Here is a 14,759-nt window from a genome sequence, read left to right as displayed (position 1 = left end):
TGACAAGGTGACAAGGTGAGTTTTTCATCCCTCATCCTTCATCTCTCATCCCTTTCGAAAACCCTGAACCCTGAACCCTGAACCCTGAACCCTGAACCCTGAACCCTGAACCCTGAACCCTGAACCCTGAACCCTGTTGAGTATCATTAAATCGTATACAGGAAAATCTCATAAATTGTATACATCGTGAGATATCAGGGAAATGACCCGGATAAAAGATTAACTAGAACAATCATGCGCAATTGATCCCAAGCCAACGGGAAACCACAATTGGAACCGAATCTGAGAAGCAAATCAGCCCCCGCCCCGCTTGAGTCAGTTGAGAAATCATGATTTTTGCTCGTGTCTCCTGATCGGGTGAGCTACAGGGCTATCTCCAGCTTGAAAACTTGAGGCTGATACGGCCCGCTCACTGTTTGGTGCCAAAAGTGTATACATTTAATGAGACTTTCCTGTATACGATTTAATGAGATTCAACAACCCTGAACCCTGAACCCTAAACCCCGAACCCTAAACCCTGAACCCTAATCATGCTTCCACTCTTCTCACATCCACTGGCTTTTTGGGGCATTTTGAGCATTCCGGTGCTGGTGGCAATTTATTTCCTACGCAACCGGTTCCGTCGCCGAACGGTTTCGAGCCTGATGTTGTGGATGGAGGAACGCCAGACCCGCGAAGGCGGAAGACTCTTTGAGCGACTGCCTCTCCCGCTCTGGTTTTATGTTGAACTGGCCATCATTCTGCTGCTGATTTTGGGGGCTGCCGGGCCGCGAATGCTCACCGGAAGTCAGGCCCGCCCGCTGATTGTGATCCTCGACAATTCGTTTTCAATGCTGGCCGGGGATACGAGTTCCCCCAAAACCAACGCTCTTTCAGCGATTGAAAGCGAAATCGCCAAATCCGATGGACGTCCAGTGCGGTTTATTCTGGCTGGCCAGTCACCCCAGTTGATTGGCGAAGTGACCCGCAAAGAAGCCCTGGCTGATGTGCTGACGCAATGGAATTGTGGAGCGATCAATGTCAATTTGCGTGAAGCCATCACCCTGGCTTCCGCGCTTGAAACCAAACAGGGCGCGCGACTGATGGTCATAACTGATCATGCCCCGGAAAATGACTTTGATCCGAATTCAGGAACCGTGCAATGGATGGCCTTTGGCGCGGCACGTCCCAACTGCGCCATTGTCAATGCCAACTGGAACGGCGAACGGTGCCTGCTTGAAATCGCCAACCTGTCTGGCCAATCCCTCCGCACTGAACTCACACTGGAAACCGGTACCGCGCAGGCCACACAATCAACCCTTGATTTGGAGGCCAATGAAGTTCGGCGGCTGATTTTTAAGGTCAATCAGAGGGTGGAAACGACAGGGAACCGGCCTCCACCATCCATTCGAGCCAGACTCAGCGACGATCAGCTTTTGATTGATAATGAAGTGATTGTCTTTCCACCTCCCCGGAAAAAAATCCGAACTGACCTGCGCATTGCCAATGAAACCTTAAAGCAATTGTTTGAAAGCGCCCTGGTGGCAACCGACCAGGTCCAATTGACCGCTGCCGGACCAGAACTGGTTATCACCGACCAGCCAACCGACACCCTTGCCGGGCCGGGACTCTGGACCCTTCGCATTCTGGCTGATCAATCCGCCGAAAGTTTTTTAGGCCCCTTTGTGGTCAATCAAGGTCATCCACTCGCCGAAGGTCTTGCATTAAACGGAGTTATCTGGGGGGCTGGGCGACCAGCGGCGGGTACTCCACTGGCTGGAACGCCAGTCATTACCGCCGGAAATGTGCCGTTGGTGACCGAAACCGAACGCTCCAACAACCGCCACGATATTGTGATGCACTTTCGGCCAGATCTTTCCACGCTGCAGACCTCGCCAAACTGGCCAATTTTGGTGTTTAACCTGCTGAACTGGCGGGCGTCACAATCCCCAGGAATCCATCAATCCATGTACCGGCTGGGAACGGACGCCGCCATGACGGTTGATCCCGAAACCGTTTCGCTTGATGTCGTTACACCTCAAAAACAAACCCAGTCCGTGGTGATTCGTGAAAAAACGGTTTCCGTTCCCGCCAATCAGGTCGGCGTGTTTGAAATTCATCCCAAACAAAAAACCAGTTCAGCTTCACCTCAAAACTGGTATTTTGCCGTCAATGCCCTTTCCCAAACGGAATCAAATTTGATGAACTGTGTCACCGGACAATGGGGAAACTGGCTCAATGCCCCAAATGGATTGACTGAATACCGCTCGATTGCCTGGATATTTCTGCTGCTCGCCGCGGCAGGTCTTACCCTTCACAGCGCACTCATTGCCCGCAACGCCCAAGGAAGCCGCGCATGATTTTGCTCTATCCGATCTGGCTGATACTGCTCATTCCGCTGGCGGTGGCCTGGTGGAACTGGAAATTTCCGACCCGCTTGCTCCAGGGGCTGCGGGCGCTCATCAGCCTGTTGATTCTCCTCAGCCTGTGCGGCCTGGCTTTGAAGTTGCCCAGTCAGGCCGGAACGGTGGTGGTTGTCGCTGACCGAAGTTTATCAATGCCAATTGAAAGTGAAGCCGTTCAAAAAGAAGCCATTAACCTGATTCAGGCGGCGCGACGGGCCAATGATCAGGTCGCGGTGGTTTCATTTGGCCAGAAATCAGCGGTTGAACAACTTCCGCAAGGTGGACGATTTGGTGGGTTTGTCACCGAACTTGGAAAAGATGCCTCAAATCTCAATGATGGTCTTGAGAAGGCATTGTCGCTGATCCCGCCCGATTCACCCGGCAAAATCGTGGTCTTGTCTGATGGAAAATGGACCGGAAAGAATCCGACCAACGCCGCCGGTATTGCCGCTTCACGCAATGTCGCGATTGATTACCGGGCAATCTCGCGAACTTCAGCCAATGATGTCGCTATCACGCAACTTGATGCTCCGGCCAAAGTCGCTCCGGGTGAAGCCTTTATGCTCACCGTGTGGGTTGAGGCGCCGGCGCAGCAGGAATTAACCTTTGAATTGATGAATGGTTCCCAGGTCATCGGCTCGGGCAAACGCGACGTTTCCTCCGGCCTCAATCGCCTGACCTTCCGTGACATTGCCCGAGAACCTGGAACTCAAAATTACACCGTTCGGGTTCAAGGCGCGACCCAGGATCCAATCCCGGAAAATAATGCCGCCCGCGTTCTGGTCGGAGTCGAAGGCGCCAAACCATTGCTGTGCGTCACCCAAAATCCCACCTCCGCCTATGCCCAGTTGCTCAAGTCCGGCGGGCTCAATATCAAAGTTTTGACACCAAAGGAATGTTCCTGGCAGTTGGAAGAACTCGCCAAATATTCAGCGGTGTTGCTCGAAAATGTTCCAGCTCAAGATATTGGCCTGAATGGAATGGAAAACCTGGCCGCCTGGGTCAAGGAATCGGGTGCCGGGTTGATGATGACTGGTGGGAAAAACGCCTTTGGCCCCGGAGGCTATTTCCAGTCGCCGATTGACCCGATTCTGCCGGTTTCGATGGAGTTGCGGCGCGAACATCGCAAACTGACCCTGGCGATTGTGGTCACCATGGATCGTTCCGGCAGTATGGCGGCACCAGCCGGCGGTGGCCGGATCAAAATGGATCTGGCAAACTTAGGCGCGGTTCAGGTGTATGACCTGCTGTCGCCATTTGACGAATTTGGTGTGATTGCGGTTGATAGTTCGCCGCATACCATTGCGGAACTGGGTCCGGTGGATAAAACATCGCGGGTCAGGAATGACATCCTGCGCGTAGACTCACAAGGCGGCGGAATTTTTATCTACGAGGCGCTTTCAGCCTCCGCCAATATGCTGCTCAAAGCCAAAGCCGGCACCCGCCACATCATTTTGTTTGCCGATGCGGCTGATTCCGAAGAACCCGGCAAATACAAAGAACTCCTCGAACAATGTCAACAAGCCAACATCACGGTCAGTGTGATTGGTCTTGGAAAGCCGTCGGATGTGGATGCCAAATTGCTCGAAGACATCGCCAAACGCGGCAACGGACGGATTTACTTCACGGAAAATGCTGATGACCTGCCCCGGCTCTTTGCCCAGGACACGTTTGTTGTCGCCCGCAGCACCTTTCTGGAAGACCCAACCACCGTCAAATTTACGGGCGGGATGGTCTCGGTAACTGGAAAGCAGTTTCCCGGAGCACAGCTCGGCGGTTATAACCTGTGTTATCTTCGACCAGGTGCCACGCTGGGAAGCATCACGGTTGATCAATACCAGGCCCCGATTGTGGCCACGTGGCAGGCTGGAATTGGCCGGGTGGTTGCCTATACCGGTGAAGCCGACGGCAAATTTACCGGCGCGATGGCGGGCTGGCCAAACGTGGGCGATATGTTTTCGAGTCTCGCACGCTGGGCAGCCGGTTCGACCGATCAACTGGCCAACAATATGCTGGTTACCCAGGAAATCAAAAATGGAGTTGGAACGATCCAGCTTCACCTGGATCCGGAACGGGAATCCGAAGGCTTTCGTGATGCGCCAAACGTGACCACATTGCGTGGGAAAGCGGGCTCAAAAGCCGAAGTTGAAAAAGCACCGCTTCAGTGGATTGATGCCGATACCCTGGCCCTTGAAGTTCCGCTCCAGGGCACGGAAACAACACTGTCAACGGTGGATATTGCCGGGCTTGGCAAAGTGACGCTGCCACCAGTTGCGTTGCCCTATTCACCTGAATTTCGCCCGATTGCGTCAGTTGAAGGCATTGCTGTCCTCGAACAACTCGCCAAAGCCACGGGCGGCACCGAGCGTCTGGATTTGACTTCTGTCTGGAAGGACCTTCCGAAGCGCCCACGTCTGATTGATCTGACGCCATGGCTTTTGATGACGGCCATTCTGTTGCTTCTGATTGAAGTGTTGGAACGTCGAACCCGACTGGTTTCCGCCCAATGGGCGAGCCTGAAAATCGGAAAATTCCACTGGCCGAAATTTGAGCGACTCCGGACGCCAAAACCAAAAACTCAAATCAGCCAGCCAGGCGTTGTTCCAGCCCACGTTCCACCGTCTTCGACACCGGCACCACCGCAACCATCAACCAGTGTTCCAAAATTTGATCCCAAACCTGACCCAACCGGGCCATCATCACTTCCAACCGACCAGAAAGACAAAACCGCCATGGTCGAAGCCCTCCGCAAAGCCCGCCAGCAGGTACGTGGCAGACAGGGAGATACCGGGAAAAAGTGATAAAATAACCAGACGGTTTAAAAAAGTGAAAGAAGATTCAACTCATGTCTCAAACTGTCACGATTGAAGAAGCTCAAGCCAGGTTACCAGAGTTAATTGCCCAGTTAGGTCCGGGAGACGATCTGGTCATTCTCCAAAATGAGCGGGCAATTGCTCATTTACAGTTAATTTCCGAAGAGAAGCCACAACCAGTCTTTGGAAGTTGCAAAGGGAAACTTATCATTGTGTCCGAGGACGATTCACACCTGGAAGATTTCAACGACTATATGCCATGAAAATTCTCCTTGATACCCACGCCTGGTTATGGTTTGTCCTTGGTGATTTACAATTGAGTGACAAAGCCAGAGCACTGATTTCTGATCCCACAAACGAAAAGCTAATCAGTCCAGCTTCTTACTGGGAACTGGCTATTAAAATAAGCATTGGAAAGTATTTATTGACTGAACCCTATGCTGATTTTATGAAGCGGGCGATTATTGGAAATGGATTGATTATTTTGCCGATTGCTCCCGTTCATACCTCAGTTTTAACGAGCTTGCCATTTCACCATAAGGACCCGTTTGACCGGCTACTCATTGCCCAAAGCATAGCTGAAGGCATCCCCATTGTGAGTGCTGACGCTGTTTTTGATACCTATCCCGTTGTTCGGCTTTGGTAAAGGATAAAGGAACGTCAGGGACTATAGCCTTTCAGATAAATATTTCCTTTGTTCATATTTCGATGGAATTTCAGAAATCATTGAAAGATTTGGATTTATTTTCCGTGTATTCCGTGGTTTCCGTGGTTTCTTATTCTGAAAATCTATATAACCGGACCTGATCTTCATGTATGATGGAAAACTGATGGCCCCTTTTTCCCTCAAATATTCAATCCCGACACTAAAGGCTCACTTTTATGAAACCAGGCACACTGATGCGTTCCAACCGGTTGGTTGGAGCCGGGGTCGGCGTTCTATTTGGAATCGGAATGGCACTTTCGATCAGCTTCGAAGTGAGATTCAACCTGCCGCCAGTGACCGGAAATTCAGTTCTGGCCGATAGTTTGATTAAGATCGTCACCGCGCAAGAATCAAAATCCACGCCGACAGCAGGCACATCACAAACCGCTCAGGCCAGCCCATCTCCATTGCCGATATCGCCTCAATCCTTAAACACAGGTGAGCGTCATACCTACCATCTGACACTGACCGCCAGAGATTTTTTCAATCTGGTCGTGGAGCAACACGGGATTGATGTGATTGTCCGGTTGATAGGGCCCGATGGAAAAGTTGTCGAGGAAGTGGATAGCCCCAATGGGACTGAGGGGCCAGAACCGGTCCTCTATGTCGTTGAGCAAACCGGTCAATACACCCTCGAAGTACAATCTCTGGAGCCAACCGGTCAGCCGGGAAAATATGAGTTGAAGCTGGAGCCAACCCGGCCAGCGACTGACCAGGACAAGGCAAGAATTGAATTCAACCGGCTCACCACCCAGATTACGGACCTGCAAAACAAAGGAAACTTGAATGAAGCCCTCCCACTTGCATTTCAGGCAGTGGAGGTCGCCGAACGGATTTTTGGTCCAGAGGATCTGGTTCTGGCTGATACACTCCACGACCTGGCCCTGCTCCTTCAGGAAAAGGGTGAGTACGCCAAAGCCGAGCCGTTCTTTGTGCGGGCGATTGCCATTCAGGAAAAAGCGCTTGGTCCAGACCACCCATCGGTAGCCACCACGCTCAACAACCTGGCCAGGCTGTATCAGGACACAGGCGAGTATGCCAAAGCTGAGGCGTTGTATCTGCGGTCTCTCGCCATCAAAGAAAAAGCACTGGGGCCCAATCATCCATCAGTCGCCACCCGGCTCAACAACCTGGCCAGGCTCTACCAGGCACAAGGCAACCATGACAAAGCGGAACCGCTTTTCCAGCGGGTACTGGCCATTGCCGAGAAAACAACGGACCCAGATGATCCATTGGTCGGCTCCGCGCTCAGTGAACTGGCCTCGCTGTATTGTGACAAAGGTGACTATGCACAGTCAGAGGTGCTCTATCTGCGCGCCCTGGCCATCAAAGAAAAAGCACTGGGGCCTGACCATCCATTGGTTGGCACAAGCCTGAATGATCTGGCCTTGCTCTACTATGACAAGGGCGATTATGCAAAGGCAACGCCGCTGTACCTGCGGGCTCTGGCCATTGATGAAAAAACATCTGGTCTGAACGCACCGTCGGCAGCCACGACCATGAACAATCTGGCGCTGATCTATTTGGACGAAGGCGACCTGGCTCAGGCTGAAGGGCTGTTGCTCAAGGCGCTGGCGATCCAGGAAAAGGCGTTTGGCTCTGAACATCCAACGACGGCCCGAACAATCAACAATCTCGCCTGGGTCTACTATAACCGGGCTGACTACGCTCGGGCCGAAACCCTTTTTAAACAATCGCTGGCCGTCAAAGAGAAGACCGTTGGTCCTGACCATCCATCCGTGGCCACCCGGCTCAACAACCTGGGTCGGATTTACCAGCTCCAGGGAGACTATGCCAAAGCCGAGCCGCTCTACCTGCGAGCACTGGCCATCCGGGAGAAAAAGCTTGGGCCTGACCATCCAGATGTGGCAAATGTCTTAAACCATCTGGCCAAGTTATACTGGGCCAAAGGTGAGCTGCCTCAGGCGATCCGCTATCAGATACAGACCAACGAAGTGATCGAACGTGACCTGTGTCGCAATCTGGTGACTGGTTCTGAAAACCAAAAAGGGCTGTATCTGGAGCAAACGGGATACTACACCGATCAAACCATTTCTTTGCAGACTCAGGGCGCGCCCCAAAATGTAGACGCCCTGCAAACGGCGTTCACGGTGGTTTTGCGCCGCAAAGGCCGGGAACTGGATGCGATGGCGTCCGGGATTGAAAGCCTCAGGCGCCGGGCTACGCCTGAAGATCAAACATTGCTCAATGAACTGACCCTGGTAAAAAAACAACTGTCAAACCTGACCCTCAAGGGACCGGAAAAAGATACCCTTGACGTGTATCAGGCCAGAGTCAAAGCGCTGGAAACTCAGGAAGACGCCGTCGAAGCCAAAATCAGTGCCCGGAGTGTTGAATATCGAGTCCAGACCCAGCCCATTACCCTCGAAGCCATCCAGAAACTGATCCCCGCCAATGCGGCACTGGTCGAGTTTGCGATTTACCACCCGTACAATGTGAAAACACAGGATTCAGGCGCACCTCACTATATTGTGTACCTGATGACCGGGAGCGGCAGTATCAAATGGGTTGATTTGGGCGAAGCAGACCGGATTGAGCACGTAGTTCAGGACTTCAGGCAGTTGCTGGCAAATCCAGAAGTCTCACCCCGCACCCTCAAGTTGTCATCTGGAACACAAGGAGTTCCGTCAAATTCGTTGAAACGTACCGCCCACAAGCTGGATCAGTTGGTGATGAAACCAGTTCGTGAACTGATTGGAAAAGCTACTCATTTGCTCATCTCACCAGACGGGGCGCTCAATTTGATTCCATTTTCCGCCCTGATGGATGAAACCAATCACTACCTGGTTGAAAAGTACACGGTGACCTACCTCACCAGTGGCCGCGATTTGCTCCGATTGCAGGCCAAAATAACCAGTCAGGATCCGCCGCTGGTTCTGGCTGACCCCAATTATATGGAGGGCCCCGGACCAAATCTGTTTGGGCAATCTTTCCAGCCACTTTCCCGTCTGAAAGGAACGCATCAGGAAGGAAATCAACTCAAAGCCATCTTTCCCGAAGCCCGGTTAAAGCTGGAAACTGAAGCCACTGAAGCGGTACTCAAATCTGCGGTCAAACCTCAGATTCTTCACATTGCAACCCACGGTTATTTTCTGCAAAACGACCCTCAAGCAAAACTGACTGAGACCACACGCAGGCTCGAACGCGAAGAGGAACCGCAATCTGGCAATGCGGAGAAAATCAAAGAAAAAAATCCGTTGTTACGCTCCTGGCTCTTCTTTGCGGGTGCCAATCAAGGTGGGAAAGAAGATAACGACGGTATCATGACCGCGCTTGAAGCGTCACAACTCGACTTGTGGGGCACTCAACTGGTTGTGCTTTCAGCCTGTGATACTGGCGTGGGTGATGTCAAAAACGGTGAAGGCGTGTATGGCCTGCGCCGGGCCCTGGTCCTGGCTGGTTCGGAAAGTCAGATGATGAGTCTCTGGTCGGTATCAGACAAAGCAACTCGGGAATTGATGATTGATTTTTACACTCGACTCAAAGCCGGAGAAGGCCGGTCTGAAGCGCTCCGGCACGTGCAACTGCGCATGCTCAAGGATCCGAAACGGCGGCATCCGTTTTATTGGGCCAGTTTTATCCAGTCGGGGGCCTGGGGCAAATTATAAGTACTTTACCGAAAATTCCAAGACATTTTAACCACGAAAAACACGAAAAACACGAAAAGAATCAAACACTTACCAAATTCAATATCTCAGGAAACTTACGACAGAGTACTTAGGGCTTGGGGCTTGGGGCTTGGGACTTTCGATTTTGATCGTTTTTTGTTGTGGCGAAAATTTGGGGTTCCGCACTTCGGGGTCTTCGAATTTATATCCTTTTCGTCCTTCTCAACCCGCCCGAGCCCCAAACCCCAAACCCTATTTCGAAAGACCTGCCACCGGGTTGCCATAAAAGGCATCGGCTTGCCAGGAAGCCTGATTCCAGTTGCCGTCGAGCGTTCCCAGAACTTTGAGCGGGAAAATCATCCGGTCATCGCCCAGGTTGTTTTGTTTGGCCAACCCGGTATCAACGATTTTTCCATCAGCCCCAACGGTGAACTGCATTTCCCGAACAATGACCCCATCCCGTAAAACTTTGACTTCATAGCTGCCTGGGTTCTTATCGAGGATGTGAGCACCCGGATATTTGAATCCACTTTTGGCATCCTGGTATCCAAGCACCAGATACCAGCATAATTCCCACCGTTCATAGCGCGTATTGGGTTTATCTTCGAGTGTGCTGAAGCGCGCAACCTTTGAGAGGGATTCGCCTTTGTTTTTTGTCGTGGCAATTTCCTGACCATTATAAAACAACTTGCCTTCGACATTATCGGCTCGGGCTTCACCACGGAACCAGGTGGCAAATTTTAACTTCGGCGCGTACCGGTCATTCCCGGTGGCATCCAGCCAGAGATAGCCAATTGGCAAATTCCAGTCATTGTCAACCACGTAGGCATGCTGGTTTTTATACATTGGAATGCCTGGACCGTAATGAAATTTGGTTACTTTGTACTTTCCCTGATAGATCGTTTCGCCCGAATCCTTGTGCTTGATGGTAAATCCGTAGCTGCCGGTATCAATAGTTGAACGCTCATCCGAAGGCTGTTTGGCGCCTGGAGTCCACACATCCAGCACGGTTTGGCCCGAACGGTTGGTTTTGCAATCTTCAGTAAACCAGGGCTTTCCGTCTTTGCCAGTAAACTCAACTGTGTATTGGGGATTGGGCGAACCAACAAACAACACCTGGAATTTGAGTTGCGGCACCCAGCTTGAATAAAACGATTCGTTGGGCAATTTCCAGTACCGGGACATCATGTCAGCCCGGACGTCGAGTGACATTTTCAACAACGTGGGACCCATTGGAGCGGGTTGCGGAGGGATTGAATTTCCAGGACCTGGAGTTGTCGTTGTACGATCCGGTCGCGAGGGCATTTGAGAGGGCGGTGCCGGTCGTGTATTTGAAGTGTTGGGAGAGGATTGTGGCCGTTTGGGGGTTGGAAATGGAATTTGAAAAAAGGCAAACGAGAGTTGGGAACAACTACAAATAAGGGTCAGTGTCATCAAGCCTTGAAATAGAGTTGACCAGGACGATTTCATGGACGGTAGCCTCCGAATGGTTCAATCAGCACAGAATATGGATCTTTTGCCAATCACAACGGAGAAACTTGAGAAATTTGGTCAGGGTTGTAAGTTCAAAATCGGCATCTATAGCCTTTCGGATAATACTATTGTGCAATGGACCCCTTGTATGAGGAAACAGTCAAGTAATTCAATCAACAGAGCTTAGTGAACTACTGACTACTGACTACTGACTACTGACTGGTATAACCACATTTTCCGCTTCAAGAATCATTTCACTTTTTGGTAATCTGCCACAGATCATCTTTTTACTCTTCCGGCATAAGGAAAAAATATATGGTCAATCTGTTTACTCCACACCAATCAGGAGTTTTGACCTGGTTACACCTTTCAGATATCCATTTTGGTGAAAAGCGGCATCACGAACAACGGGCTGTGCTCAACCGGTTGCTGACTGACGTGAAGGCGCTTCGTGAGAAAGAAAATCTGGCTTTCGACTTTGTGTTTGTAACAGGTGACATTGCCTGGAGCGGCACGGACGTCGAGTATATGGACGCTAAAAGCTTCCTTGAAGAATTACAGCGAGCTGCCGGTATTCGACCCGAACAGATTTTCGTGATTCCTGGCAACCACGATGTTGACCGGACTGTTCCAAAAAGTGTAGCTCTGAAGAAATTCCAGGAGGAACTGGTTGCCGATGCGGCTGGCGCAGACAATGAAGATCAGATTCTCAAGTTTCTGACCAGCGATGAATATGAGCATGACCGTGACGCTATTTTGGGCAAATACGAGGCGTATGTTGAATTCGTCAAAACGTGCTATGGGTATTGCACGCCAGATGGCCTGCCCGGCTGGTACACACGCGGGTTTTCGGTTTCCGGTTTTCCATTCGAACGATTCTGGATTGTCGGTCTGAACAGTGCCTGGCTGTCACGGGCAAGTGAGACCAAAGGGAAGTTGTTGCTTGGGTACGAACAGGTGCAGGCGGCGCTTGGTTCAATCGAAAAAGATGGCACGCCAGCCCAAGACCTGATCTTTGCCCTGACACATCATCCGTTTTCGTGGTTTCCGGAATGGGATGAACGCCTGTGCAAGCAGCAAATCAACAGCCGATGCGATTTCCACTTGAGCGGGCACCTGCACGAACACGATTTCGAATTGCGGGTTAATGGTCCACAACGGTGCTCTGGAATTGCTGCCGGCTCGGCTTACGGCGGAAGCCAGTGGTACAACGGCTATAATGTTGTCCGGCTTGACTTTAATACTGGAAAAGGACTGGCGTATTTGCGGCGCTACGAACCAACGATTTCAAAATGGACATCTGATGCCCGGTTTGAAACCCCAGCCGTCGGACAATTTGAATGGGATTTGCCAAAGCGGTTTCTTTCAGTTCCAGGTTCAACTCACCAGCCGCCAACTCCCATTCCGGTGCAACCTGTTCCATACAAAAAAGTTTCCACTGATCCAGGCGAACTCTTTTCCTTGCTGGCCGACGAATTGACCTCGCATCAGTTTAACGCTGTTGTGCACAAAATTGGCGTTCCTCAGAGTGAGATGTCTTCAGTCAATGCTCCACAAGGTCAACGAACCAATAACCTGATGAACTGGGCAAAGTCATATACTGGATGCGGGTTGGACCGCCTTGCCAGAGGGGTTGAAGAGGTCCTCAACCGCCCTACCTGACCCCTTCGAATGGCGATTCAGAAGGGGTGAACCAGGCGCTTGCCGTTTACGGTTCCTGGCTGGCGGCAACAGTGGGGAAAGTCAAACTCATTGGCAACAGCCGGGAATTTGACCTGGAAAAAATCTTTGTCGAATTGACGATCTTTGAGGAATATCGCCGCCCAACCGACAAAGACGCCTTGTGGAGTTTAATGGACGCCGAACTCCGCAAAAAGCGCACACTTTTTCCACGTGATGAAGATAAACACAGGCCAAAATCTCAGGACGACCAACCAGAGCTTGAGCCACAGAAAATCCGTCGAATCATCCAGCCAGACCAGTTGATTAAACCTGGAACTCGGGCGTTGATTGTCGGTGCGCCCGGTTGTGGAAAAACAACCCTGATGCGCTGGCTGGCCTGGATGACCCACAACCATGGGCAGCACCTGCCAGTCTTCCTTGAATTAAAAACGGTTGCCAGAGCCCTGATTGACAAACGACCACTCGTTGAGATTCTGATTGAAAGCATTACTGGACGATGCTTCCAAACCCAGCCCTCAGAAGGATTTAAGCAATATTTTTCAGAACAACTCAGGATAGGAAATGTCACCATTCTGCTCGATGGACTCGATGAGATTTCGGATCAGAAAAATCTGCTTCAGGAAGCCATCCGGGATTTCCTGGCCTCGTTACCGCGCAACCTCAGCCTGATTGTCTCAACCCGACCTTATGCCCTGACGTCAGCCTTTGCCGGGTTGGAACAGATGGAAATCGGCCCGCTTACAGACCAGCAAATGTCGAATTTCCTGAAACACTATTACCAGGACAAACCAAATGTCGTGACCGGGCTAGAAAAGGAGTTGAAGCAACAAACTGAATTACGTGACCTGGCGCGAGTGCCTTTTTTGCTGGGTGTGATTGCCTGGCTATATCAGGAACACGGCATTGCTTCGGGTGAACCGTTGAAACTCTATGACCAGCTTGTCAAACAGCTTGCTGGAAAGCCGGACGAAGAAAAAAGTATTCAACGGTTTCAATTCCCTGATAGCGAAGACCACGATACCAAACGTGAATTTCTCGCGTTTCTGGCTTCCGAACGACTCCTGGACCGGACCCGGCAGGACAAAGATGACTGGCTGGTTTTCTCCGAAGATGAAATCAAAGAAACCGCCGCTCGATTTTGTCAGACGAAGAATGTCAAATCCACTGATTCAATGAGTTTGGCTGAAGATGTTATCCACACGGCGCTGCTGCGTGAAGTCGGATTGGAGCGATATACCTTTATCCACTTGACGATTCACGAATACCTGGGAGCAAAAGCCCTGGCCAGAGATAAAAAAGCGTTGTGCCGGGCCTTTTTTAACCCAACCCTGGCGGAGATGGAAGTCTTTCCGATGGCCCTGGGGATGACCAGCGATCCAGATTCATTTTATGAAGCTCTGGAACAGTTGCCGGAATCGTTGGACTTTAAAAACCTGCGGGTTCGGGCACGAGGGTTGAGATATGCCGGGTCGAAGCTTGGTGAACTTCGAATCAATCACCATGCTGATCGGATGATAGAGTTTGTAAAGGAAGAAAAACAGGAAAAAACCCCTTATAAAGAGGTGGTGTTACAAAGCTTTTTCAGTGCCAGTGAGCGAATAAAAAATAAATTCAGTTTAAAACTGATAGATACTCTCCGCAATAAATCCTGGTTAGTGCGTAGGAAAACGGCGCTAGCCTTAGGCCAGCTCGGAGTGGGCAGTGTCGAGGAAGTAGAGGCACTTTTGAGGTTGTTGAAAGATAATGAGCCGTCGGTGCAAAATGCGGCAGCAACGGCACTAGGTCAGCTTGGGGTGACGGATATTAAGGTGGTAATGGCATTCGTTGAGTTACTCCGGGATGGGCACAGGTCAGTGTTTCAAAGTGTGGAAGAGGCATTAGGGCGGCTTGTGGTGAGAAATAAAGAAGTGGCTAGAGTGCTTTTGAACTTACTAAGTAGGTGATAAAAAGTCCCTTGACACAAGTCAAAAATCTCTCTCCCAACTCCCGACAGGAAGGGAGATAATTGAGGTGGCAATGTTTCAATTTTTGCTGGTGTGCTCGATAGTATTTCTCCTCGTGGTTTTTCCGG

At 51.0% G+C, this 14,759-nt stretch carries 8 protein-coding genes; 7 read left to right on the top strand and 1 reads right to left on the bottom strand.

Annotated features, from left to right (window positions below; all coding sequences use genetic code 11):
- Positions 1 to 530 precede the first annotated feature (530 nt).
- The 5 genes from HY774_20220 to HY774_20200 all read left to right on the top strand — a co-directional run bounded on the left by HY774_20220 (position 531) and on the right by HY774_20200 (position 9,532).
- Positions 531 to 2,339, top strand: a complete 1,809-nt coding sequence (locus HY774_20220; GenBank protein MBI4750810.1) for a BatA domain-containing protein — start codon at positions 531 to 533, stop codon at positions 2,337 to 2,339.
- On the top strand, positions 2,336 to 5,185 hold the full coding sequence (locus tag HY774_20215; protein MBI4750809.1) for a VWA domain-containing protein: 2,850 nt from the start codon (positions 2,336 to 2,338) through the stop codon (positions 5,183 to 5,185). Before HY774_20220 ends, HY774_20215 begins: the two co-directional genes overlap by 4 nt.
- Before the next feature lie 44 nt (positions 5,186 to 5,229).
- A complete protein-coding gene (locus tag HY774_20210) occupies positions 5,230 to 5,460 on the top strand; it encodes a hypothetical protein (protein MBI4750808.1) in 231 nt (76 codons plus the stop codon).
- A complete protein-coding gene (locus tag HY774_20205; protein MBI4750807.1) occupies positions 5,457 to 5,843 on the top strand; it encodes a type II toxin-antitoxin system VapC family toxin in 387 nt (128 codons plus the stop codon). The genes HY774_20210 and HY774_20205 overlap by 4 nt, the downstream gene beginning before the upstream one ends.
- Positions 5,844 to 6,079: 236 nt before the next feature.
- Positions 6,080 to 9,532 carry a CHAT domain-containing protein gene (locus HY774_20200; protein MBI4750806.1) on the top strand — a complete coding sequence of 1,151 codons (3,453 nt, stop codon included), beginning with the start codon at positions 6,080 to 6,082 and terminating at the stop codon, positions 9,530 to 9,532.
- A 252-nt stretch (positions 9,533 to 9,784) separates the two neighbouring features.
- Here the strand turns inward: HY774_20200 and HY774_20195 are convergent, their stop codons facing one another.
- The gene (locus HY774_20195) at positions 9,785 to 11,002 is read right to left on the bottom strand and encodes a hypothetical protein (protein ID MBI4750805.1); all 1,218 of its coding nucleotides are present in this window, start codon (positions 11,000 to 11,002) and stop codon (positions 9,785 to 9,787) included.
- Positions 11,003 to 11,320: 318 nt separating this feature from the next.
- On the opposite strand from HY774_20195, the gene HY774_20190 reads away from it, so the two are divergent.
- Both HY774_20190 and HY774_20185 read left to right on the top strand, forming a co-directional pair.
- Complete coding sequence (locus HY774_20190; GenBank protein MBI4750804.1) at positions 11,321 to 12,667, top strand: metallophosphoesterase; 1,347 nt, start codon at positions 11,321 to 11,323, stop codon at positions 12,665 to 12,667.
- 26 nt (positions 12,668 to 12,693) lie between these two features.
- Positions 12,694 to 14,631, top strand: coding sequence for an NACHT domain-containing protein (locus tag HY774_20185; protein ID MBI4750803.1), 1,938 nt, complete (start codon positions 12,694 to 12,696; stop codon positions 14,629 to 14,631).
- Positions 14,632 to 14,759: the final 128 nt, after the last annotated feature.

This window comes from Acidobacteriota bacterium (assembly GCA_016208495.1).
Classification (GTDB): Bacteria; Acidobacteriota; Blastocatellia; order Chloracidobacteriales; family Chloracidobacteriaceae; genus JACQXX01.
This window is presented reverse-complemented; position numbering and strand designations above follow the sequence as displayed.